This is a genomic window from Nocardiopsis sp. NPDC049922 (assembly GCF_040660275.1).
In the GTDB taxonomy this organism is placed as follows: Bacteria; Actinomycetota; Actinomycetes; order Streptosporangiales; family Streptosporangiaceae; genus Nocardiopsis.
In genome coordinates this window covers 34,110-56,700 of record NZ_JBFAME010000019.1, presented here as the reverse complement: position 1 = coordinate 56,700, position 22,591 = coordinate 34,110, and the positions used below count along the sequence as shown (strand labels likewise).

Sequence of the window (22,591 nt, the reverse complement as noted above, 5' to 3'; positions counted from 1 at the left end):
GGTGACTTTCCGAACCCGGTCGTTAAGTCCCTTTGCGCTGATGGTACTGCCCTGTGGTGGGGTGGGAGAGTAGGTCGCTGCCACGGTTTTTCTTGGAGGGGGTCGTCCCATGGGGGCGGCCCTCTCTTTTTTTACGGGCATGCTTGTGAACTCGTGAAACCGGTTCGGTTCTCACGAGTCCGCCGCGCACGGTCCGCGTGCAGCCCGAAGCGCGCCGCGGGCGGGGGGCTCTCCGGAGCACGGGGGAACTCCGCCCGGCACCTGCTCGACCGCCGCCGTGGGGCGGCCGTGCCGACGCACCACCGATCGCCCTGGGGGCGCCCCAGGGAGCCGCTCCTGGGGGTTACTGGTCCTCGTCGGCCTCGGGCGTGTCGATCAGCTGCCGCAGCAGCGCCACGAAGTCCTCTTCGCTCATCGCCGACCAGTCCACGTGCTCGTTCATGTTGAGCGATGTCCCCAAACTGCGTGGTGATAAGCCTGCGAGCGGCGTATTCGTTTGAGAAGTCTGGGTTAACGGGTCGTTAGCGCAGGTCGTGGCGTTGGCCGGACGTGGACACTACACGTGCTGCTGAAGCGCGCTCCGGCACTCGGGGCAGCGGCAGCGCTTGTTGTAACCCGTGACGGTGCCGTGCGGGAGGCTGGGGTCGCGCTGCTCGGTGAGCGTCGCGTCCAGCTGGTCGCCGAAGGACTGCAGGATGCGCGCGGTCGCGAAGATCGCCCTGGGGGTGATCTCCAACTCGGACGCGGCATCGTCGATGTGCTTCCCCATGCGGAGTTTCGCGATCAGGCGGGAGCGCGTGCTCGGCGGCATCTGCGCCTCAGCGTTCGCGATCAGCTGCTCGGCGTCGTCGATGGGGTGGTTCATGGATGTCCTCTACATGTGCGGGAACGCGTGTCCATCGTACGCGGTTTCCTCCTGCGACATATGGGGCGCGTGTGACGTCCTATTTCTAGAAACGCATTGCTAGATGCTAGATGCCATGTTTCGCTGGGGGGCACACCTTCACTCTGCGTCATTGGAGCCGTGTTATGAGCAGCCCCACGGTTCGTCGTCGTCGACTCTCCGCCGAACTCCGCCGTCGCCGTGTGGCGGCGGGAATGACCCTCAGCGACGTGGCGGACGAACTCGAGTGGTCACCGGCCAAGCTCGGCCACATCGAGACGGGCATCCGCAAGTGGCCCTCGGTGATGGAGATCTCGGCCCTCCTGCACCTGTACGGGGTCACCGGAGGACAGCGCGAGGCCATTCTCACCCTGGTACGGGAGTCACGGCTGAGGCCGTGGTGGACCGAGTACGAGGACGTGATCTCCTCGGCCTATGTGGGCAATGAGGCGGGAGCGGTCGCCGTGCGCGTCTATTCGGGCATCCTCGTCCCCGACCTCCTCCAGGTCCCCGACTACACCGCGGTCGTCGCCCGGGCCCTGGGCCATGGCGAGGAGGGCGCGGAGCGTATGGTCGCGGCCCACCTCAAGCGCCAGGAGGTGCTCGACGGCGGGGGTCTGGTCCGCTACCACGCCGTCGTCGAGGAGGACGCCCTCCACCGGATCGCCTCGGACCTGGCCCTGCTCAGGGCCCAGACCACCCGGATGCTCGAACTCGCCGCGTCGGAGCGCGTGACGATCCAGCTCCTTCCCACCTCCGCCGGTCCCCATCCCGGTGTGGCGGGACCGTTCTCCGTCCTTGAGTTCGACGAGGGCGAGGCGGCACTGGCCTACGTGGAGGCGACCCAGGGCGGGACGATAGTGGAGGCGGAGGAGGCGGTTGACTCGTGTGAACGCGTGTGGTCCGAACTGACCCGCATCTCTGCGTCCCCCGAGGCCACCGTCGAGATCCTTCGGCGCATGGCCCTGCTCACCTGAGCCAAGGGTCGGATCCCTTGCTAGTCTCTTGGTGACAACATCATAAAGTTCTCTGTGGAGCTCCCGCAGTCGGCGGGCGCTCGTGTGTTGGAACTCGATGAAAGGGTCCAGACAGTGAAGAAGATCATCATTCTGGCGCTGGTGGCCCTCGGGGCCTTCGCCGTCTACCGCAAGATCCAGGCGGACCGCGCCGAGCTCGACCTGTGGACCGAGGCCACGGCGGCCAGCGACAGCTGATCGGACGGCGGACGAGCGGGGTGTCCCGCGCTCGTCCGTCCGTGACACGAAGACGTGGGTGGGCCGGTTGTTCCCGTGGTGCGACCCACGGCTTCGCGGTCTCTGTGACCGGGACCGCCTTCTGATGAAGGTATGCTCTCCTTGGGTTCAGGGGCCATAGCTCAGCTGGCAGAGCGCCGGTTTTGCATACCGGAGGTCAGGGGTTCGACTCCCCTTGGCTCCACTCATCTCTTGCCACGTCACGGACGTGAGGACGGCCACCCGGGCGATCGCCCCGGGTGGCCGTCGCGCATAGGGGGCACATTCCCCGCGTCGTCTCCCCCTGGCTCCACTCCACCCCGGAACGACCTCGCTCGGGGGACTCCGTCCGTCGCGCCGGGTCGTTCCGTCATTTCCCAGGGGAGGGCGACCCCCGAACCCCTCCGACGGTCACCCGGGCGCCCGCCTGGGCGGCCGTCGCGGTGTGTGCACGGTTCTAGTCCGATCGGGTGGGGTGACCGCTTCGTCCCACCCGGCCGGGCACCACGGGCATGCGGGGAAACCGCAGGTCATCCCGGTATCCATGGAATGCCTTCACCTCTACCACATGCGATCACTCTCCGTGTGTGTATGATGACACTTCCCCGAAGTGCAATGGCCCTAGTGGGCCATATGAGAAATAGGCCACTTGGGGACTGTTGGTGAACAGGGACGATCCGTAGTTTCGACACCAGCGACAACGAGGAACACAGCGTGCCGAAACGATCAACCCCCGAAGACGAGCCGCGGCCCCCCGTCTGGCAGTCCTCGGATCGGCCGTTCCTCCTCCCCCATCGGCGGTCGCGTCAGCCGGGGGATTTCCGATCACCACACATGCTGATCTTGGGAGTGGGGCAACATGTGGAATGAGAAGATGGCGGCCCGTGCCAAATGTCGGGAGATCGACCCCGACGCCCTCTTCGTGCAGGGTGCCGCCCAGAACCGCGCCAAACTCATCTGCCGGGGCTGCCCCGTGCGCACGATGTGCCTGGCGGAGGCGCTGGACAGCCGTATCGAGTTCGGTGTCTGGGGAGGCATGACCGAACGCGAACGCCGGGCCCTCCTGCGCCGGCGCAAGGACGTCACCGACTGGTACGAGCTGCTGACCTCCGCCGAGCGGCGGTACGAGGAGGGGCGGTCCCCCGGGACCGCGCCGGTCGCCGCGCGCCCCTAGCGCCGGGCGGGCGGTCGCCCAGGGCGCTCGCACGGAAGCGGTACCGCGCCGAGGGGAACCGCGGAGAGCGCCGCCGGGGCGCCCCTGACGGAGGGGATCAGGGGAGGATCAGGGAGTGCCCCGATGTCCGTTCGCCCCGGGATGGCCCATGATGGAGGGAGCACGGTCACGGTGCGAGGACGGCCGTGCCCCCTTCGGCGTTGGGAGTGGGAGTGGCAGTGCAGGACCGTCGGTACCCGATGCGGCGCCCACAGGAGCAGCCGCAGCTCCGCCTCACGCACGCCGACCGGGACGCGGTGGCCGAGGTCCTCCGCGAGGCCTACAGTCTGGGCCAGCTCGACGAGCAGGAGTTCGACGAGCGCCTCGACCGCGCCATGCGGGCCAAGGTCCACGCCGAACTCGAACCGCTCACCCGGGACCTCGAGGCCGCCTCGGGCGGCGTTCCGGGCGGGCCCGAAACCCCCGAGGCCGCCGCGGACCCCAAGACCCCCCTGCCCAGCACGCCGGTGGAACGGGTGATCGCCGCCTGCGCCCACGCGGGCAACTACTTCTTCCCGGTCGTGGCGCCGCTGCTGATCTTCCTCGCGAGCGACCGGTACTCGCCGTACATCCGCCGCCAGGCCATGGAGTCGCTGAACTTCCAGCTCTTCTGCCTCATCGCGGGCGTGGGCGGTCTCCTGCTCTTCTTCCTGGTCCTCCCGCTGCTCGTCACCCTGTACGCGGTCGTGGGCGTGCTCTGCCTCCCGGCCATCGCCTCGCTGGCCGCGCTCATGGGGAAGAACTGGCGGTACCCGATGTTCTTCCGTCTCCTCAAGGACGACTGAGTCGTCGGAGCGGAGGGCGCGGGGGTCCTCCGCCGCGCCCTCGGCGGGTCACTGACCCGGGTGGCCGTTCTTCCCGGCCCGCTCGTGCCCCGCGGCGGCCTTCACCTTCTCCTTGACCGCCGTGGCCTTCTCCTCCAGGTTCTCGCGGGTCTCGCGCACCTGTTCCCGGGCCTGGTCGAGGTGCTCCTGCCACTCCGCGTCCTGGGACGCCTGGCGGAGCCGGATCAGCGAGTAGACGATCACTCCCCCGAGCACGGCGGCGCCCCCGATCAGCACCGCGCGCGGCACCCGGCCGCTCCGGCGCAGACGCCTCATCGCGCGCGAACGCGGATTCGGGTCGACGCGGTGGGCGGCCGCCGTGAGCACCCCGGCCACGCGGGGCGCCACGGTGTCCTCGACGCGCTGTGCGGCCGTCTCCAGCCTGGGAGCGGTCCAACCGCGCGCCTGGAGGAGCCTCAGGGCGGCCTGGTCCCGCGCCTGGTCGGCGTACGGCCCGAACCGGTCCGCCTGCGTTCGGGCCACGTCCTGGAGACGGGCGAGGGTCGCCTCGGCCTCCTTGCGTGCCTTGCGACGCTTCGAAGTGATGGGCACGTCGTCAACTCCTTCGGTCGTTCTCGGTCCCGCATCCAGCGGCGGATGCCCGCCATGTTATCTGGGTGTTATCTCAACGTACGTCCTCTCCTTCGGAGTTTGGGGTTCCGACACCGGACGGGTTGTCCACAGGTCGTCGGGGTTCCGGCGAAGTGAGGAGGTCGGACGGGTAACGTGAGCACGTAAGCGCACACGACCGAAAGGCACGTAGGTGTCGGACTCCAAGGGCCAGCCCACCGCGCGGCTGACCACCTCCGAGGGAACCATCGTCATTCGGCTGTTCGAGGAGGAGGCCCCCCAGACGGTCGCCAACTTCATCGGCCTGGCCGAGGGCTCGAAGCAGTGGATGGACCCGACCACGGGCAGGATGGTCACCGACAGCCTGTACGCGGGCACGATCTTCCACCGGGTCATCGACGGCTTCATGATCCAGGGCGGCTGCCCGCTCGGCACCGGTCGCGGCGGCCCCGGCTACAAGTTCGGCGACGAGATCCACCCGAAGCTCCGCTTCGACCGGCCGTTCCTGCTCGCCATGGCCAACGCCGGCCCGGGGACGAACGGCTCGCAGTTCTTCATCACCGTCAACGAGCCGGACTGGCTCAACGGCGCCCACACCATCTTCGGTGAGGTCGTCGAGGGCTCCGACGTCGTCACGAGGATCTCCACCGTCAAGACCGACCCCAACGACCGTCCGCTGACGGACGTCGTCGTCGAGAGCGTCGAGATCACCCGCTAGCGGAGCCGCCGTGCCCGGACACCGAGGAGTGAGAACCCGCCCATGACCGCGTCGCCACCGCCCCCCGGCGCACCGCGCACCTGTTACCGGCACACGAACCGCGAGACCGGTGTCAGCTGCACCCGGTGCGAACGGCCCATCTGCCCGGACTGCATGGTCGAGGCGTCCGTGGGCTACCAGTGCCCGACCTGCGTCGCCGCGGGCAGGCGGTCCACCCGTCCGACCCGGACCGTGTTCGGTGGGCGGGCGGTGAGCAGGCCCTACGTCACCTGGACCATCCTGGGCCTGATCGCGGCGGGCTACCTCGCCCAGATGGCGACGGCCGCGTCCGCCCTCTCGGTCGGGGGCTCGCCCCTCGTCTGGGAGTTCGGGATGCTGGGCTTCGGGGCGACCGAGCGCGGGGAGACGCTCGGAGTCCTCTCCGGGGAGTGGTACCGGCTGATCACCGCCGCGTTCCTGCACGGCGGGATCTTCCACCTGCTGTTCAACGGGTACGCGATGTACCTGCTCGGCACCCAGCTGGAGCGCTGGCTGGGCCACGGGCGGTTCCTGGCGCTGTGGGTGCTCGGCGCCGTCGCCGGGTCGGTGCTCACCACCCTGGTCGAGCCGTACGGGTTCGCCGTCGGGGCGTCCGGGGCGATCTTCGCCCTCTTCGGCGCGGTGTTCGTGATCGGCCGACGGCTCGGTCTGGACCTGCGGATGGTCGCGGCGCTCCTGGCGATCAACCTCGTGCTGACCTTCACCATCCCGAACATCTCGTGGACCGCCCACATCGGCGGCCTGGTGGCGGGCCTGGCGCTGGGCGCGGTCTTCGCCTACCTGCCGGGGCGGAACGCGGGGCCGACCCGCCGCACGGTCGTGCACACGGTGGCGGCGGCGGCCTTCGCCGTGCTGCTCGTGGCCGCGCTGCTGGTCCTCCCCGGCGTCCTGGGACTGGTCTGACCGACTCCGGAGTACACGGTCACCGTCGAGCGGCCCGGGACTCCCCCAACAGTGCGCGAGGGCCTCGGACACGCGTCCGAGGCCCTCGCACGTGTGTGTGGCCGGTCCCAACCGCCAGGGACGCGGACACGGCGAACCAGGCTACCCACAGCCTGTGGATAACCCTGTGGAAAACCGGGGTGGTGGGTCCGTCAGTGCCAGCGCGTGGACAGGATGACGGCCACGATGATGCCGCTGAAGCCGATCGCCAGGTTCCAGTTGTTCAGGTCCCGCATGTACGGAACGAACTGGCCCGCGATGTAGTAGACGCCGATCCAGAGGATGCCCGCGATGAAGAAGCCCAGCATGGTCGGAACCAGCCAGCGCGGTGTGACCTTGGGCTTCTCCTTCGAAGGAGGCGGCGTGTAGACGGCCTTCTTCTTGCGGTCGCTGCGGGACTTGGGCACGGGCGCTGCTCCAGAGAGGTGGGCGGTTCGAAACGCTCCACAGTCTACGCCCCGGGGTGGGCCTCCGTCACCGCCGCCCGGACACGATCCGCGCGCCGTGTCCTCCCGGCACACGGCGGGGGCCGCGCCCCCGAAGAGCGCGGCCCCCGTTCATCGTCCGTGGCTCCCTCAGGGCCTCCGGAAGGGGAAGCCCCCGTCGTCGTCGCCGTCACCGGGCTGCTCCGGCTCGTCGGGCACGGTCGGCACGTTCGGATCGGTCGGTTCGCCCGGGCCGCCGTTGCCCGGCGGCGGCTGCTCGGTCTGCGGCGCCGCGGCGATGGTCACCGTCACCGTGCTGCCGGGCTCGATCGGCTGGTTCGCCTGGGGTGACTGGGAGATCACCTCGCCCGCCGGGGCGTCGGCGGTCTCCTGCTCCACGAACTCCCCGACCAGCCCGCGCTCCTGGAGCGCGGCCTCGGCGCCGACCCGGTTCATGCCGATCAGGTCCGGCACCTCCACCTGATCGGGCCCGGAGGAGATGTACAGGGTGATCTCGCTGCCCGGAGCCGCCTCCTGGCCCGCGGCCGGGTCGGTCCCGACCGCGTTGCCCTCGGCGACCTCGTCGCTGGCCCGCTGCTCGGTCCGGACGTTGTCGAAGCCCCCGTTGGACAGGGTGCTCCTGGCCTGCGCCTCGGGTTGCCCCTGCACGTCCGGGATCTCCACGGCCTCAGGGCCGGCGGACACGACCAGGACGATCTCCTCGTCCACCGGGTGTTCGGTCCCGGCCGCCGGATCGGTCTCCAGAACCGTGCCCGGCTCGGCCTCGTCGGCCTGTTCCTCGGTGGTGACGTCCTCGAAGCCCGCGTCGGTCAGCGTCGCCCGCGCGCCGTCCTCCGTCTCCCCGACCACGTCCGGGACGGCGACGGACTCGACCGTCGGCACGTTCTCCCGGTTGATCAGCCAGAAGGCCAGCACCAGGGAGCCGATCACGCCGACCGCGAGCAGGGCCCAGAGCGCGGCCTTGCCGGCGCCGCCCTTGCGCTCCTCCTCGTACCGGTCGTCGTATTCGTCGTACCGGTCGTCGTAGCGGTCGTCGTACCCGTCGTACCCGCCGCCGTTCACGGGCGGCAGGGCGGTGGTGGCGCCCGCGGCGGCCATCGCCATGGTGCCCGCCTGCGTGGGCATGCCCGCCAGGCCGCGCTGGATGTCCGCCCGCATCTCCGCGGCGTTCTGGTAGCGCTCCTCGCGGTCCTTGGTCATCGCCCGGAGGGTGATGTCCTCCAGCCACTCGGGGACCTGCGGGTCGACCTCGGAGGGCGGGACGGGTTCCTCACGCACGTGTTGGTAGGCGATCGACACGGGGGAGTCCCCGGTGAACGGCGGCCGACCGGTGAGCAGTTCGTAGAGCACGCACCCGGTGGAGTAGATGTCGCTGCGCGGGTCCACCCGCTCGCCGCGCGCCTGCTCCGGGGAGAGGTACTGCGCCGTGCCGATGACCTGGGAGGCCTGGGTCATGGTGGCCTGATCGTCGCCCATCGACCGGGCGATGCCGAAGTCCATCACCTTGACCTCGGCGTTGCGGGTCAGCATCACGTTGGCGGGCTTGATGTCGCGGTGGACGATCCCGTTGTCGTGGCTGTACTCCAGCGCGTTGAGGATGCCGTCGACGAGCTCCGCCGAGCGCTCCGGCAGCAGGCGCCGGTCGTCGTCGAGCAGCTCCTTCAGGGTGCGTCCGTCCACGTACTCCATGACGATGTACGGGAGGGAGACGCCGTCGACGACGTCCTCGCCGGTGTCGTAGACCGCGATGATCGCCGGGTGGTTCAGCGAGGCCGCGGACTGCGCCTCGCGGCGGAACCTGGCCTGGAACACGTGGTCGCGGGCGAGGTCGTGTCGGAGGGTCTTGATCGCGACGAGCCGGTCGAGCCGGAGGTCGCGTGCGCGGTGGACCTCGGCCATGCCGCCGCGCCCGACGACGGTGTCGAGTTCGTAGCGTCCACCAAGGAGCCGGGGCTGGGACATGTCGTGTACTAATCCTCGTGTCGTCCGGTGGCCGCCCGCGGGCCGCCGCCTACCCTGAGCGTCGTTCGCTCATTTCCTCGTCATGTGTCAGTGCCGTCGGGCGGGGTCTCGGGGTCCTCGCCCACGGGGTCGTCCGGTGTCGTGTCTCCGTCGTCGACGGGGTCCCCGCCGTCGTCGGGGGGCGTCTCGCCGCCGTCGTCGGGGGCGGTCGGTTCGCCGGTCGCCCCGTCGGTCTGCTCTCCGTCCTCCGGTGCCGGCTCCTCCTCCTGTGCGTTCCCCTCCGGCTGGGTGTTCCATCCGGTGCCGGGCTCGTCCTCCACGGGCCGCTGCTCCGTTCCGTCGCCCTCGACCGCCGCCTCCGAGGGGGCGGGGGCGGGCGACCCCGACGAGGCCGGAGGCTCGACGGTCTCGCGTACGGGGTCGGCCTCGGGCGGGCCGCCGTACAGGAAACCGGCCACCACGGCGGCCGCGACGAGGAACGCCGCCACGACCACGGCGAGGACGACCGGGAGCCTGATCCGCCGCTGGGACGCTTCCGACAGCCTAACCGAGTCCCCTTGTTCACCAGGGCTTACGGTCTGCTGGTCGGCGGTTCGCCTGCGGACGGGGCCGCTTCCGGTGTCCGGCACCGCGCCGACCACGGCCGTCCGGGCGACGGAGCCGAACCCGGCGGAGGGCGTGAGCGGGCCGGTCCCGGCGTTCGAGCGGATGACGGCGGCCATGTGCGCCACCTCGCTCGCCGAGGCAGGGCGCTCCTCGGGGTCCTTCAGCAGGAGCGCCGAGACGAGGTCGTCGATGTCGGCCGGGATGTCGTCGGGCAGTTCCGGCGGCTCGTCGCGGGTGTGGGCCAGCGCGAGCGCGACCGGGTTGTCGCCCGTGAAGGGCGGCTGACCGGCCAGGCACTCGTACGCCACCACCCCGAGCGCGTACAGGTCCGACGCCGAGCTCGCGGGGCGTCCGGAGGCCTGTTCGGGCGAGATGTACTGCGCGGTGCCCATGACCATGCCGGTCTGGGTGAGCGTCACCGACATGTCGCCGCGGGCGATGCCGAAGTCGGTGAGCTTGATCTGGCCCTCACCGGTGACCAGCAGGTTGCCGGGCTTGATGTCGCGGTGCACCACGCCGCGCGCGTGCGCGGCGGCCAGGGCCTGCGCGGACTGGCACACGAAGTCGAGGGTCTGGTCCGGGCTCAGGCGCCCCTGTTCCCGCAACACCTGGGAGAGGGAGACTCCGACCACGAGCTCCATGATGAGGAAGGCGCGGCCGTCCTCCTCGCCGTAGTCGTAGACCTGGGCGATGCCCGGGTGGGACAGGCCCGCGGCGATCCGCCCCTCGGTGCGGAACCGCTGGCGGGCCGTCGGCTCCGCCATCTGCGACGGGTGCAGGAGCTTCACGGCGACCGGCCGGTTCAGCAGCGTGTCCGTCGCCCTCCAGACGGCGCCCATGCCGCCGGAGCCCACCTGTTCCTCCAGGCGGTAACGGGAGCTCAGAACGGTCCCGGTGAGTCCACCGGGACCATCCGAGGGCTCGTATGCGCTCACTCCAGTACCACTGCCTCCATCATGGCGCGTGCGATCGGCGCCGCGAGGGTGCCGCCGCTGCCGCCACCGTGCTCGATGACGACCGCGACCGCGATCTCGGGGTCGTTCGCCGGCGCGAAGCCGATGAACCAGTTGTGCGTGGCCTGACCGCCGCCGGTCTCGGCGGTACCGGTCTTGCCCGCGACCTCCATGCCGTCGATCGCGCCGTTCAGACCCGAGCCCTCCGGGGCCGTGGTGACCAGGACCATCATGTCCGTGAGGTCCTCGGCGGTGCTCGCGCTGACCGCCTGTGACAACGTCTCCGGCTGCGTCTCGGTGACCACGGACATGTCCGAGTCCAGCACCGAGTCGACGACGTAGGGGCGCATGACCTCGCCGCCGTTGGCCACCCCGGCGGCGACCATCGCCATCTGGAGCGGCGTGGCCTGGACGTTGGACTGGCCGATGCCCGCGCGGCCGAGGATGCTGTTGTCGGTCTCCACCGGGGCCAGGCTCGGTTCGACGCTCAGCGGCACCTGGAGCTCCTCGCCCTCGGCCGGGTTGAAGCCGAACGCGGCGGCCTGGTCGGACAGGGCCTGCCCGCCCATCTGCATCGCCCAGTTGGCCATGGACGTGTTGCAGGAGATCTGGATCGAGTGCGCCAGGGTGTCCGGCTCGCCGCCGTTGCACGTGCCGCCGGGGGTGGCGTTGGGCAGGACGGGGCCGCTCGCGAACTCCAGGACGTCCGGGGCCTCGATGGTGGACTCGGGCGTGGCGCCCTGGCTCTCGATCGCGGCGGCGGCGGTCACGACCTTGAACGTGGAGCCCGGGGGGTAGAGCTCGTTGAAGGCCCGGTTGAGCAGGGGCTGGTCCGGGTCGTTCTCCAGCTCCACGAAGTTGTTGACCGCGGTGTCCCGGTCGGTGACGCTGGCGACGTCGTTGGCGTCGTAGCTCGGGGCCGAGACGGCGCCGAGCACCGCGCCGGTGTTCGGGTCGAGCGCCACCGCGGCGCCCTGGAAGCCGCCGTCGCGGAAGCCGTTGTACCCGGCCTCCTGGACCGCGGGGTTGAGCGTCAGTTCGACCCGCGCGCCCTCGGGCTCGCGGCCGGTGATGATGTCGCGGAAGTTGCGCACGGCGAGCCGGTCGTCGGTGCCGTCCAGGAGCGAGTTCTGCGCCCGCTCGATGCCGGTCGTGCTGTAGACGCTGAGGGCGCCGGTGATCGGCGTGTACATGTCGCCGCCCGTGTACTCGCGCTGGTACAGCGGGGAGCCGCCCTCCTCGGCGACGTTCTCCGAGAAGGCCACGCTCTCGCCCGCGATCTCGATCGGCCCGCGCGGTCGGCTGAGGTGTTCGCTGTACTGGCGCGTGTTGAGCGGGTCCTCGATCAGCGCGTCCGCGCGGAACCCCTGGATCCAGGTCAGGTTCAGCATCAGGACCGCGAACAGCGCCATCGTGAAGATGCTCAGTCGGCGGATCGGTGTGTTCATCGTCTGATCACCTGGGTCGCGCCCTCGTCCTGAATCGCTTGCGGTGCCGGGCGGCGGGCGTTGTCGCTGATGCGCAACAGGATGCCCATCATGATCCAGCTCGCCATGAGGGCCGAACCGCCGGCCGCCATGAACGGTGTGGTGGAACCGGTCAGCGGGATGACCCTGGTCAGCCCGCCCAGGACGATGAAGACCTGGTAGGCGAGGACGAAGGCGATGCCGCTGGTCAGTAGCTTGTCGAACGGGATGGTGGAGGCCAGGGCGACGCGCATGCCGCGCTCGACCAGGAGGAACAGCACGATCAGCACGCTGAGCAGGCCGGTCAGCCCGAGCTCCTCGCCGAGCGAGGCGAGGATGAAGTCGCTGTCCGCGGCGAAGATGTTGTGCGCCTCGCCACCGCCGATGCCGGTGCCGAAGAGCCCGCCGTACCCCATGCCGACGAGCCCCTGGACCAGCTGCTGGCTGCCGCCGACCGCGTCGTAGACCTCCCGGTCGAAGGCGTTCATCCAGATGTTCACGCGGGCCTGGACGTGCCAGAAGAGCAGGTAGGCGAGGGTGGCGCCGCCCATGAACATGGCCAGGCCGATGGTGACCCACGAGGAGCGCTGGGTGGCCACGTAGAGCATGGCCAGGAAGGTGCCGAAGAGCAGCAGGGAGGTGCCCAGGTCGCGCAGGAGGACCAGCACGCCGATGGCCAGCACCCAGCCGACGAGGATCGGGGCCAGGTCGCGGCCGCGGGGCAGGTCGATGATCTTGAAGCGGCCGACCTTGATCGGCTTGCCGACGATCGCCAGGACCTGCCGCTTGTTCATCAGGTACGAGGCCAGGAAGATGACCAGCGCGATCTTGGCGAACTCGGAGGGCTGCATGGTGAACGGCCCGATGCTGATCCACAGTCGGGCGCCGTAGACCGAGAAGCCCAGCCCCGGGATGACGGGCAGCAGCAGGAGGACGAGCGCGGACAGACCGCTGATGTAGGTGTAGCGCTGGAGGACCCTGGGGTTCTTCAGGAAGATGATGATCAGGAAGCACAAGACGATCCCGATACCGGAGAAGACGAGCTGGGAGCCCGCACCGGCGCGCTCGATGTCCTCGGCCCCGATGGCGTCCAGCCGCCAGATCATCGCGACCCCGATCCCGTTGAGGAACAGGGTGCAGGGCAGGATCAGCGGGTCCGCGTAGGGCGCGAAGAACCGCATGGCGACGTGGGCCGCGATGGACAGGACGCCGAAGGTCAGCCCGACCGTCCACATCGCGGACGGGACGCGTCCGTTCAGGTTCAGCCCGGCGACGGCGATCCCGGCCATGGTGATGGCGATGGCGACCGCGACGAGGACCAGTTCGGCGTTGCGCCGCTTGATCGGGGGGAGCGCGGTGGGCGCCTCAGCGGTGGCGGTGCTCAAGGGGTCACCCCGATTCCTGGGTCTCGGTGGGCGGGACGGCGGGGTCCGTGGAGGAGTCTCCGGTCTCGGTGCCCTCGGTGCCCTCGGTGCCCTCGGTGCCCTCGGTGCCCTCGGAGCCCTCCGCGCCCGCGTCGGCCGTGTCCGAGCTGTCGGACCCGGTGTCGCGCGAGTCCTGGTCGGTGGTGTTCGCCGCGGCCTCGGCGATGCTCTCGCTCAGCGCCGTGATCCGGTTCCGGGCCTCCTCCAGGCTCTCCACCGGAATGGTGTTCTCCACCGACGAGCGGTCGCCCTCGCTGAGCTCGTCCATGCGGATCTGCGAGGGCTCGACCTCCTCCGACAGGCTGAAGCCCGCGATGTCGGTGTCGATGCCCTGGTAGATGCTCACGGTGTCGCCGGAGGCGGAGGGCCCGACGTAGAACTGGCTGTCGACGTACTGGCGGCCGAAGTAGTAGGCGGCGCCCGCCACCAGCGCGACGATGACGACGAAGACCAGGACCACCGGCCACCAGCGGCGGGGACGGTACTCGGCCTCCTGCTCCTCCGCTCCGCGTCCGCGCGGGGGACGGCGGTCGAAGTCGTCGTAGGGCTCGTCGGGGGACGCGGCCCGCGCGGGCGTGGGAACGTCGTCCACCCGGGTCATCTCGGCGGTGTCCCCGGCCGGTCCGCGCAGTCCCTGCGCCCGTCTGGCGGGGGTGTCGCCCGCCTGGTCGTCGACCTCGCCGCGCTGGTCGGCCGCGCCGACCACCTTCGGCTTGGCCGTGGGGCCCTCGCGGTCGGTCTCGGTCTGGATGACGTCGGCGATGACGGCGGTGATGTTGTCCGGACCGCCGCCGCGGATGGCCAGTTCGATGAGCTTCCTGGCGGCCGCCTCCGGGTCGGCCTCGGTCGCGAGCGTCTCGTGGATGGTCTTCTTGGTGACCACCCCGGACAGCCCGTCCGAGCACAGGAGGTACCGGTCGCCGGGCTTGGCCTCGCTGATGGAGATGTCCGGGTCGACCGGGCTCTTGCCGTCCAGCGCCCGCAGGATCAGCGAGCGCTGCGGGTGGGTGGCGACCTCCTCCTCGGTGATCTTGCCCTCGTCGACGAGGGTCTGCACCAGGGTGTGGTCGTGGGTGATCTGCTCGAAGCGGGGACCGCGCAGCAGGTAGGCGCGCGAGTCGCCGATGTGGATGAGCGCCACGCGGGCTCCCGACCACAGCATGGCGGTCAGCGTCGTGCCCATGTTCTCGAGCTGGGGCTCGGCCATGATCCGCCGGGACAGGGACGCGTTCGCCTGCTCGACCGCGCGCTGGAGGGACTCGGCCATCTCCTCCGCGGCGGGGGACTCGGCGTCGAGGCGGCGGATCGTGGAGATCGCGATCGAGCTGGCCACCTCGCCGCCCGCGTAGCCGCCCATGCCGTCGGCCACCGCGAGGAGGTGCTGGCCGGCGTAGCCGGAGTCTTCGTTGCCTTCGCGGAGGCATCCAACGTCGGAGTACGCCGCGTATCGGAGAGCGATTGTCATTTGCGCAGTTCCAGGACGGTCTTGCCGATACGGATGGGCTGACCCACCGTGATGGGCTGGGGGCGGTTCAGCTTCTGCTGGCCGAGATAGGTGCCGTTGGTGGAGTTGAGGTCCTCGACGAACCAGCGGCCGCCCTCGGAGTAGACGCGGGCGTGGCGGCCCGAGGCGTAGTCGTCGGTGATGACCAGTGTCGAGTCGGGCGCCCGGCCGATGAGGATCGGCTGGGCGGACAGGTCGACGGTGGTTCCGGCGAGGGAGCCCTGTGTCACGGCGAGGACCGTGGGCCCGCTGCGGCGCTGGCGCTGCGGACGCTGCTGCCGGGCCGGGGCGTCCTGCTTCTGCTGACCCCCGTGCGAGGCGGGACGCGGCTGGGGTCGGGGGCGCTTCTTCCTGGCCTTCCTCTTCGACGGGCCGAAGAGGTCGGTACTGATGACCCCGACCGCCATGAGGACGAACAGCCAGAGCACCGCCAGGTACGCGATCTTGATCAATATGAGGGTCAAGTTGGACATCGAACCGCTCTTCAGCCCCTGTCGTGCTCCGGCCTGGGTGACGGTCGTCGGCGCCGCCACCGAGTCTGCCCCACCTTCGGGTCGGTGAGTTGTCGTGGTCACCGGTCCACGGCTCCGGAGCCGTGGCCAGTCTGCCCGATCGGTCAGGTCTTCGCGGAGACTACCGTCCCGGACACATATCCGACAGCGGTACCACAACCGGCCGCCACCGGATTTCGACCAGTCAGATGTCGGTGGAACGGGGTTGGTTGCGGTTCCTCCGCGTCCGATCGGTCGAACGCCCGGTGCCGGACGGTCAGTCGCGCCGGAACGTCATGGTGGTGCGGCCGAGGCTGATCCGGCTGCCGTCCACCAGGCGGGCCTGCCTGACCTGCTGGCCGTTGACGAACGTCCCGTTGGTGGAGCCCTTGTCGACGAGGATCGCCTCGTCGCCGTCCAGGCGGATCTCCACGTGGTGCCGGGACACGCCGTTGTCCACGAGCCGCAGATCGCAGTCGGTGCCGCGGCCCAGGAGCGTCACGGGGGTGGTGAGCTCGAAGGACTGCTGCTGGCCGTGGCTGGCGATGGTGCCCTCGGTGGCCGCTCCACCGGGGGAGATGAGCAGGCGCGGACGTCCGGCCTGGCGCTCGCCGTGGCCGCCGCCCGGGTCACCGACCGGCTGGCGGACCTCGCCGTCCTTGCCGACCATGGTGCCGCGGACGACGCCGGACCGGATGCGGAAGCGCCCGGTCTTGAGGCCCTCCTCCGGCCGGAAATGGACGCGGACCGGGCCGACGAAGGAGTAACCCTGCTCCGTCGCGTAGTCGCGGGCGAGTTTGGCCAGCTCCTGGCCGAGGCTGTCGGCGTAGACCTCCAGCCGCTCCTTGTCACTGGCCGCGAGCTCGACGATGAAGTCGTTCGGGACGAGCGTGCGTCCCTGCGCGACGATCGCGGCTCGTTCGTCCATCTCCCGCTGAACGGCGCTCGCCACCTCGACAGGTTGGAGCTCGGACTTGAAGGCCATCGCGAAGGTGCCTTCGATCATGCCCTCAAGCCTGCGTTCGAAGCGTTGGAGCACTCCCACGAGGTACCTCCCTTGTACTCCACTCCGTATGTGTAGACGATCGTAACCGGGCTGGGGTGCCCACGGATTCAGGTGTACCCCCCGTGCGCTGCCGGGAGACCGCGCGCGGCCGACCGGTCACGGGTGGACCGTAAAGCGTGTGCGAGTCGCGTTCAGACCGTGCTAGCCTTATCCATGTCGCCAGGCGGAACGGACCGAAAGGACCGAAACCACCTGGCCATAAAACTGAATGAAGGTCACCCGGGCGGGTGGCGGAACGGTAGACGCGCACGGTTCAGGTCCGTGTGTCCGAAAGGACGTGAGGGTTCAAATCCCTCCTCGCCCACAACATACCCGGTGGGGATCGCTCTGCGGTCTCCACCGGGTCTCTTTTGTGCCCGGGACCTGCCTCGGAGCGGTCGCGGGGCCGGATGGCACACTGCGGTCGTGAGCATCATCGAACGACTCCACGAGATCGGGCGCCCGCTGGTCGACGAGCAGCTGGCCCACCCCACGGTCGCCGGGATCGCCCGCGGCGACCTCGACGAGCGCGCGTTCCGCTACTGGCTGGAGCAGGACCACCTGTACCTGTTGGACTACGCGCGGGCGTTCTCGCGCCTGGCGTGGCAGGCGCCGGACGACCACCTCGCCGACCTGGTGGGGATCGCGCACAGCACGCTGAACGAGGAACTGGAACTGCACCGGTCGCTGTCGGGCGAGTTCGGCGCCGACCTGACCACGAAGGAGAAGGGGCCCGCCTGCGCGGCCTACACCGCGTGGCTGCTGGAGGCCGCCGCCGACTACCGTGACGGGCTCGCCGCCGTGTACCCGTGCATGTGGGGCTACAACCAGCTCGGACTGGAACTGGCCAAGTCCCGCCCCGGCGACCCGAGGTACGCGCGCTGGGTCGACACCTACGCCGACCCCGGGTTCACGCGGCTGACCGAGCACTACGGCCGCAGGCTTGAGGAGGCCGAGCCCGACCCCGAACGCGCCGAGCGCCTCTTCCTGGAGGGAATGCGGCACGAGGTGGCCTTCTGGGACACCCCGTACTCCTCCTGACCGGAACCGGCCGCCGACCGGAGACGGCTCCCCGACGGGGGACGCCCACGGCCGAACCCGGACGATCCGGGACACGGGGGAGGGGACCGGCGCGCCCGCGACCGGTCCCCTCCCCCGTCCCGTCCCGCCCGTCGCGGGGCGGGGGCCGAGGCGGGGAGGGTCTACGGGGTGATCACGGCGTCGACGGTCTCGAAACGGTCGATCTCGCACCCGCCGACCTTGTTGAACTCGGTGTCGATCCGGGTTCCGTCGATGTGGCCGGTGACGTGGACGACCTCGGGGCCGCCCATCTGCATCGTGCACATCATGTCGGTGGTGTCGAGGAGGAACGGCTCGGTGCCGACCTCCTCGATCTCGGCGCACGCCGCCTCGGGGGCGGGGTGGTCGCCGCCCACGGGCGAGCACGTGAGCGTCCACGTGCCCTCCTCGTAGCCGGCTTCGGGGGACAGGGACTGATCGTCGCCCAGCGTGCGTTCGATCACCAGGGAGACCGCGGCCTCCTGGTCGGAGCCCGTCTGGTCGTCGGTGCCGTCCCCCTCCCCCGTGTCGTCGGGGGACTGCTCGGGGGAGGCGTCGTCGGGCGTGGAGGGTTCGGAGGGACTGGAGGCGTCGGGTGAGACCGTGCTCGCCCCGTCGGGCTCGTTGCCACAGGCCGTGATAGGAAGCAGGCCGAGGGCTGCGAGTGCGGCGAGGCGGATCGGCAGGGCCGTCACCGAGGGGTACTGAGCCATACGCTTTGGACGCACCGCGTGTACGCGCGGTTCCGGGGTGGACACGATTTCCTCCTCGACTCTCATTCTCTTCCTTCCCACGGCACGCACACAGGGGGTCATGGTCATGTTCGGACGAGAGGTTCCGGAGACGGTCGTCGCGGAGGTGCCCGAGGACGCCTACCTGCTCGACGTCCGGGAGGACGACGAGTGGCGCTCGGGCCACGTCCCGGGCGCGGTGCACATCCCGCTCGGGCTGCTCGGAGAGCGCGCGGGGGAGATCCCCCAGGACCGGAGGGTCTACGTCGTCTGCCGGGTGGGCGGACGCTCCGCCCAGGCGGTCATGGCCCTCAACCAGGCGGGGTGGGACGCGGTCAACGTGGCCGGCGGCATGCGGGCCTGGGAGCACGCCGGTCGGGACATGGCGTCCGAGTCCGGAGCGGAGCCCGCGGTGATCTGAGGCGGTCCGCCGCCGATTTTCGTCGGATTGCGCGAAGCCCTGCCCCTGGGGCGCTCTCGGGTGGCACTATGACGTGGTGAGTTCCGATCGCGCGCCCCTCAGCGCCGAAACCGTGCTGGCCGCGTCGGCGGACGCGGTCGTCGGTGTCGACGGTGAGCGCCGCGTCACCGTGTGGAATCCGGCGGCGGAGCGCATGTTCGGCTGGGCGGCGCGGGAGGTGGTCGGCCGCGAACCGCCCTTCGTCCCCGCGGAGCTGGGCTCCGAGTTCGACGCGGTGCTCGAACAGGTCCGTTCGGGCACGTCCCTGTCCATCGTCACGCGTCGCGTGCGCAGCGACGGCACGGTCATCGACGTGCGGGCGAGCGCCAGCTGCGTGCTCGACCCCGACGGCGGGGCCGAGGGGTGGGTGCTGACCTTCCAGCCGTGCGAGAACGAGGCGCAGGTCCGGGCGGCGGCCATGGAACGGGCCCGCCTCGTGCGCAGGCTCACCGACGTGGTGGTCGACATCAACGCCGATCTCAGCCTCAAGTCGGTGCTGGACCGGATCTCCCGCAGCATCACCGAGCTGACCGGCGCCGACGCGGGCGGGTTCGTCCTGCTCAACGAGGACCGCGTGGAGCTGGTCAGCCTCACCGACCTGTCCGACCGGCTCCAGGGCTTCAGCACGCCCCTGGAGACGAGCCTGTTCGGCGAGCTGCTCCGGAGCGGCAAGTCGGTCCTGCTGGCCAACGAGGACACGCGCGGTCTGCAGGACCTGGTCTGGGCCGATCTGCCGGGGCTGCACACCATCGCCCTGTGCGTGTCCAACGTGCACGGCCGCCCCTACGGCGCGCTGTACGCGCTCTACAGCGAGCGCAAGGTCGGGCACGTGGAGCTGGAGCTGTTGGAGCTGCTGGCCGCGCACGCCGGCGTGGCGATCGGCAACGCGATGGCCTATGAGGAGCTGGATCTCCAGCGCGTGCACGAGCAGGTGGTCGCGGACTCCAGCGCCGACGGGATCGCGGTCCTGGACTTCGGCGGCCGGGTGCGCAAGTGGAACCGGTCGGCGGTGGAGCTCACCGGCTACCCGGCGGAGAGCGTGGAGGGGCGGCACCCGCCCTTCCCGCTGCCCGCGGCCCACGGCGAGCCGATCAAGCACAAGCTCAAGGACGGCCGCTGGCTGGAGATCCTCATGGCGCGCATCCCGCGCACCCATGAGTGGGTGGTGGACTTCCGCGACATCACCGCGCAGCGGGCGTTGGAGGAGGAGCAGGAGTTCTTCCTGGCCACGACCGGACACGAGCTGCGCACACCGATCACGGTCATCCACGGCTTCGCCACGACGCTGGTCCGCAAGTGGTCGCGGTTGAGCCCGGGGTCCCAGCGCGAGGCCGTCGGCACGATCGCCGACCGGTCGGCGACCCTGGCCACGCTCGTGGAGCGGCTCCGCCTCGGGTCGGACGTGTCGCGGGGCGAGCTGAACGTCGACCGGATCCCCTTCGACCTGGGCGAACTCCTGGAACGGTCGGTACGGGCCTTCCGTCCCCTGTCGGAGAAGCACGACATGGTCCTGAAGACCGACGACGACCTTCCGACGGCGGTCGGGGATCCGCTGGCCACCGGCATGATCATGGACCAGCTCCTGGACAACGCGATCAAGTTCTCCCCGGAGGGCGGCACGATCAACGTCAGCGCCCGGGTGGAGGACGGCGAGGCCGTGGTCGTCGTGGACGACGAGGGGCTGGGGCTGGTTCCGGGGGACGAGGACCGCGTCTTCGGCCGGTTCGTGCGATCGGGCGCGCGGGGCGATCGCCGACGGATCGGCGGGCTCGGCCTGGGTCTGTACATCGTCCGCCAGCTGGCGCGGGCGCAGGGCGGGGACGTCACCGCGCAGCGGCGGGAGCGGGGCACGCGGATGCGGTTCACCGTGCTCGTGCACGAGGATGAGCGCCCACATCAACACCCTGAGCCACAAGAGACCGCAAAAACCTCCCCAAGCCCAGAACGCCTGCCGCGTCAGCGATCCGCGCCCCGAGGCGCGAGTCGTCGTCCGTGATTCACCCCGGGGTGGGTTTCCACCCGAGGTGATCGGGGCATTTCCACCCCTGGTGGAATTCGCTGGCACACTTCGGGCGGGTTCCGCACCGCCCGACGAAGGACCGACGCGCAGGGACGAAAGCTGTGTCAGGAGACAACACACCACTCGACGGCGGGTCGTTCCCGTACCGGGTCGAGCGCAGTGTCACGCTTCCCCACGCCCCCGTGAGCGTGACCGGCGCGCGCCAACGGCTGTGCAGCGACCTGCGCGCCATGGAGATCGGCGACGACCGCGTCGACGACGCCTCGCTCGTCCTCAGCGAACTCGTGAGCAACGCCCTCCGGCACGCCTCCCCGCTGTCGGATCCGCAGGACAGTGTCGGGGTGTCCTGGCGGGTGCGCGTCGACCACCGGTCCCCCGCCGGCGGGTGGGTCGAGATCGCGGTCCGTGACGGCGGCTCCAGCACCATGCCGCGGGTGGCGCGGCCGTCCGTGTCCGGTCTGGGCGGTCGGGGGCTGGGCATCGTGCAGACCCTCGCCGGGCAGTGGGGCACCGAGATGGACGCGACCACCACCACGGTCTGGGCGGTCCTGGAGATCGGGGCCGAGGACCTCGCCTCCAAGCGTCTGGTGGCGGTCCACCGCCACCGCGTCGAGGCGGGCGCGGACCATCCCCAGCACGACGTCGGCGAGGTGCGCACACGCGTGCGGGAGAGCGCCCCGGCCTGGGGCGCCCTGCTCTGACGCGGTCGCGCGCGACCGCGCGGAGGAACGTGACCGATGTCGCGAAACACCGTCAACGAGGTGGCCCGGGGCTGGTCGGGACGCTACAGTCACGACTGTGGAGTTGAAGATATCGAGCCGGTCTCAGGATGACGTCGCGGTGGTCACCGTGGGCGGTGAGATCGACCTGTACACGGCACCCCAGTTGCGCAGCGGCCTCCTGGAGGCCCTGGAGGACGGGGCACGGCGGTTGGTCATCGACATGTCGCGGACGGACTTCTGCGACTCGACCGGCATCAGCGTGCTGCTGTCCGCGATGAAGCGCTCCCGTGACAAGGGTGGAGACCTGGAGCTCGTGGCGCCCAAGGCCGCGGTCATGAAGGTCCTGGAGGTCACGGGGCTGCACGAGGTCTTCACCATCCACTCCGGGCTCGACGCGCTGCCGGTGGCGGCGGGGACCGGCACCGGCGCCGGCGAGTAACCGGGCGACCGTGGGCCAGGGGCAGACCGGTGACCCCGCGGGGATCGCCGTGGTGATCGCCGCCAAGGACGAGGCGGACCGGATCGGTGCGACCGTCCGCGCGGCCGGAGCGCTGCCGGGCGTGGACCTGGTCGTCGTGGTGGACGACGGGTCGACCGACCGCACAGCCGACGTCGCGCGCGAGGCGGGCGCCCGCGTGTTCGCGCACGGACGCAACCGGGGCAAGGGCGCGGCCATGGAGACCGGGGCCGAGGGCGTCCTCGCCGTCGAGGCCGGCCGGCCTCCGCGCCACCTCCTGTTCCTCGACGCCGACCTGGGGGCGACCGCCGAGAGGGCGGAACCACTGGTCACCCCGGTCCTGGAGGGCCGGGCCGACATGACGATCGCCCTGTTCCCGGCCACCCGGATGCGCTTGGGCGGCCACGGTTTCGTGGTGCGGCTGGCGCGCGGGGGCGTGCGCAGGGCCACCGGGTGGGAGCCCGAGCAGCCGCTCAACGGCCAGCGGTGTCTGACACGGGCGGCGTTCGAGGCCGCCCGACCGTTGGCGCCCGGCTTCGGCGTGGAGACCGGGCTGACCATCGACGTGCTGCGGGCGGGACTGCGCGTGGTCGAGGTGGAGGTGCCCCTGGAGCACCGGGCCACCGGCACCGACCTGCGGGCGCAGGCGCACCGGGCGCGGCAGTTCGCGGACGTCGCCAGGGCGCTCGCGGTGCGCGAGTTCCGGTCGACCGTGCGGCGCCAGTGGGACCGGGCCCGGGGGCGGGCACGTTCCACGAAGGGTGATCTTTCTCGAAAAGTCGGGCAAATTACTCGTGCGAATCGCCGCGAGTAGCCCCATCCGT

23 protein-coding genes and 2 tRNA genes are annotated in these 22,591 nt (G+C 70.5%); 14 read left to right on the top strand and 11 right to left on the bottom strand.

All coding sequences use genetic code 11. From position 1 onward, the window contains the following. Window positions 1–556: 556 nt before the first annotated feature. Window positions 557–865 (bottom strand): hypothetical protein, encoded by a 309-nt coding sequence (locus tag AB0I72_RS25500; protein ID WP_358572990.1) that lies wholly within the window; start codon window positions 863–865, stop codon window positions 557–559. Window positions 866–1,098: 233 nt separating this feature from the next. On the opposite strand from AB0I72_RS25500, the gene AB0I72_RS25495 reads away from it, so the two are divergent. The 5 genes from AB0I72_RS25495 (at window position 1,099) to AB0I72_RS25475 (ending at window position 4,113) form a co-directional block, all read left to right on the top strand. Continuing rightward, entirely contained in the window at window positions 1,099–1,860 is a 762-nt protein-coding gene (locus tag AB0I72_RS25495; RefSeq protein WP_358572998.1) for a helix-turn-helix transcriptional regulator, read from the top strand. Window positions 1,861–1,974: 114 nt separating this feature from the next. Next, window positions 1,975–2,097, top strand: coding sequence for a DLW-39 family protein (locus AB0I72_RS25490; RefSeq protein WP_262391221.1), 123 nt, complete (start codon window positions 1,975–1,977; stop codon window positions 2,095–2,097). A 150-nt stretch (window positions 2,098–2,247) separates the two neighbouring features. Continuing rightward, window positions 2,248–2,320 (top strand) — tRNA-Ala (locus AB0I72_RS25485). Between the two features lie 654 nt (window positions 2,321–2,974). Beyond that, window positions 2,975–3,289, top strand: a complete 315-nt coding sequence (locus AB0I72_RS25480; protein WP_358572988.1) for a WhiB family transcriptional regulator — start codon at window positions 2,975–2,977, stop codon at window positions 3,287–3,289. Between the two features lie 212 nt (window positions 3,290–3,501). After that, window positions 3,502–4,113: a DUF1707 and DUF4870 domain-containing protein gene (locus tag AB0I72_RS25475; protein WP_358572986.1), complete on the top strand. Its 612-nt coding sequence runs from the start codon at window positions 3,502–3,504 to the stop codon at window positions 4,111–4,113. A 48-nt stretch (window positions 4,114–4,161) separates the two neighbouring features. Here the strand turns inward: AB0I72_RS25475 and AB0I72_RS25470 are convergent, their stop codons facing one another. Further along, window positions 4,162–4,704, bottom strand: coding sequence for a hypothetical protein (locus tag AB0I72_RS25470; protein WP_358572984.1), 543 nt, complete (start codon window positions 4,702–4,704; stop codon window positions 4,162–4,164). Window positions 4,705–4,915: 211 nt separating this feature from the next. Here AB0I72_RS25470 and AB0I72_RS25465 point away from each other — a divergent pair, with 211 nt between their 5' ends. Further along, window positions 4,916–5,440 (top strand): peptidylprolyl isomerase, encoded by a 525-nt coding sequence (locus AB0I72_RS25465; RefSeq protein WP_358572982.1) that lies wholly within the window; start codon window positions 4,916–4,918, stop codon window positions 5,438–5,440. 42 nt (window positions 5,441–5,482) lie between these two features. After that, on the top strand, window positions 5,483–6,382 hold the full coding sequence (locus AB0I72_RS25460; protein WP_358572980.1) for a rhomboid family intramembrane serine protease: 900 nt from the start codon (window positions 5,483–5,485) through the stop codon (window positions 6,380–6,382). 191 nt (window positions 6,383–6,573) lie between these two features. On the opposite strand, the gene AB0I72_RS25455 is transcribed toward AB0I72_RS25460, so the two are convergent. From AB0I72_RS25455 to AB0I72_RS25420, 8 genes are all read right to left on the bottom strand, one after another. Beyond that, window positions 6,574–6,828, bottom strand: coding sequence for a cell division protein CrgA (locus AB0I72_RS25455; protein ID WP_075925303.1), 255 nt, complete (start codon window positions 6,826–6,828; stop codon window positions 6,574–6,576). A 168-nt stretch (window positions 6,829–6,996) separates the two neighbouring features. Further along, on the bottom strand, window positions 6,997–8,829 hold the full coding sequence (pknB, locus tag AB0I72_RS25450) for a Stk1 family PASTA domain-containing Ser/Thr kinase (protein ID WP_358572978.1): 1,833 nt from the start codon (window positions 8,827–8,829) through the stop codon (window positions 6,997–6,999). 80 nt (window positions 8,830–8,909) lie between these two features. Continuing rightward, entirely contained in the window at window positions 8,910–10,370 is a 1,461-nt protein-coding gene (locus AB0I72_RS25445) for a protein kinase (protein WP_358572976.1), read from the bottom strand. Then, on the bottom strand, window positions 10,367–11,836 hold the full coding sequence (locus tag AB0I72_RS25440) for a penicillin-binding protein 2 (protein ID WP_358572974.1): 1,470 nt from the start codon (window positions 11,834–11,836) through the stop codon (window positions 10,367–10,369). Before AB0I72_RS25440 ends, AB0I72_RS25445 begins: the two co-directional genes overlap by 4 nt. Next, on the bottom strand, window positions 11,833–13,239 hold the full coding sequence (locus tag AB0I72_RS25435; protein WP_358572972.1) for an FtsW/RodA/SpoVE family cell cycle protein: 1,407 nt from the start codon (window positions 13,237–13,239) through the stop codon (window positions 11,833–11,835). The genes AB0I72_RS25440 and AB0I72_RS25435 overlap by 4 nt, the downstream gene beginning before the upstream one ends. Window positions 13,240–13,243: 4 nt before the next feature. After that, entirely contained in the window at window positions 13,244–14,743 is a 1,500-nt protein-coding gene (locus AB0I72_RS25430) for a Stp1/IreP family PP2C-type Ser/Thr phosphatase (RefSeq protein ID WP_358572970.1), read from the bottom strand. Further along, window positions 14,740–15,255 carry an FHA domain-containing protein gene (locus AB0I72_RS25425; RefSeq protein WP_358572968.1) on the bottom strand — a complete coding sequence of 172 codons (516 nt, stop codon included), beginning with the start codon at window positions 15,253–15,255 and terminating at the stop codon, window positions 14,740–14,742. Before AB0I72_RS25425 ends, AB0I72_RS25430 begins: the two co-directional genes overlap by 4 nt. Window positions 15,256–15,550: 295 nt before the next feature. Then, entirely contained in the window at window positions 15,551–16,312 is a 762-nt protein-coding gene (locus tag AB0I72_RS25420; RefSeq protein ID WP_358572996.1) for a DUF3662 and FHA domain-containing protein, read from the bottom strand. A gap of 248 nt (window positions 16,313–16,560) precedes the next feature. Here AB0I72_RS25420 and AB0I72_RS25415 point away from each other — a divergent pair. Both AB0I72_RS25415 and AB0I72_RS25410 read left to right on the top strand, forming a co-directional pair. Further along, window positions 16,561–16,643: transfer RNA gene (locus AB0I72_RS25415), tRNA-Leu, on the top strand. Between the two features lie 101 nt (window positions 16,644–16,744). Further along, window positions 16,745–17,359, top strand: a complete 615-nt coding sequence (locus AB0I72_RS25410) for a TenA family protein (RefSeq protein WP_358572966.1) — start codon at window positions 16,745–16,747, stop codon at window positions 17,357–17,359. Between the two features lie 161 nt (window positions 17,360–17,520). On the opposite strand, the gene AB0I72_RS25405 is transcribed toward AB0I72_RS25410, so the two are convergent. Further along, on the bottom strand, window positions 17,521–18,090 hold the full coding sequence (locus AB0I72_RS25405; RefSeq protein ID WP_358572964.1) for an SSI family serine proteinase inhibitor: 570 nt from the start codon (window positions 18,088–18,090) through the stop codon (window positions 17,521–17,523). A gap of 106 nt (window positions 18,091–18,196) precedes the next feature. Between AB0I72_RS25405 and AB0I72_RS25400 the strand changes: the two genes are divergently transcribed. The 5 genes from AB0I72_RS25400 (at window position 18,197) to AB0I72_RS25380 (ending at window position 22,581) form a co-directional block, all read left to right on the top strand. Beyond that, complete coding sequence (locus tag AB0I72_RS25400; RefSeq protein WP_358572962.1) at window positions 18,197–18,529, top strand: rhodanese-like domain-containing protein; 333 nt, start codon at window positions 18,197–18,199, stop codon at window positions 18,527–18,529. A gap of 76 nt (window positions 18,530–18,605) precedes the next feature. Beyond that, window positions 18,606–20,564, top strand: a complete 1,959-nt coding sequence (locus AB0I72_RS25395; protein WP_358572960.1) for a PAS domain S-box protein — start codon at window positions 18,606–18,608, stop codon at window positions 20,562–20,564. 125 nt (window positions 20,565–20,689) lie between these two features. Continuing rightward, window positions 20,690–21,289, top strand: coding sequence for an ATP-binding protein (locus AB0I72_RS25390; RefSeq protein ID WP_358572958.1), 600 nt, complete (start codon window positions 20,690–20,692; stop codon window positions 21,287–21,289). Window positions 21,290–21,386: 97 nt separating this feature from the next. Continuing rightward, the gene (locus tag AB0I72_RS25385; protein ID WP_358572956.1) at window positions 21,387–21,749 is read left to right on the top strand and encodes an STAS domain-containing protein; all 363 of its coding nucleotides are present in this window, start codon (window positions 21,387–21,389) and stop codon (window positions 21,747–21,749) included. A gap of 10 nt (window positions 21,750–21,759) precedes the next feature. Then, complete coding sequence (locus AB0I72_RS25380; RefSeq protein ID WP_358572954.1) at window positions 21,760–22,581, top strand: glycosyltransferase; 822 nt, start codon at window positions 21,760–21,762, stop codon at window positions 22,579–22,581. Window positions 22,582–22,591 lie beyond the last annotated feature (10 nt).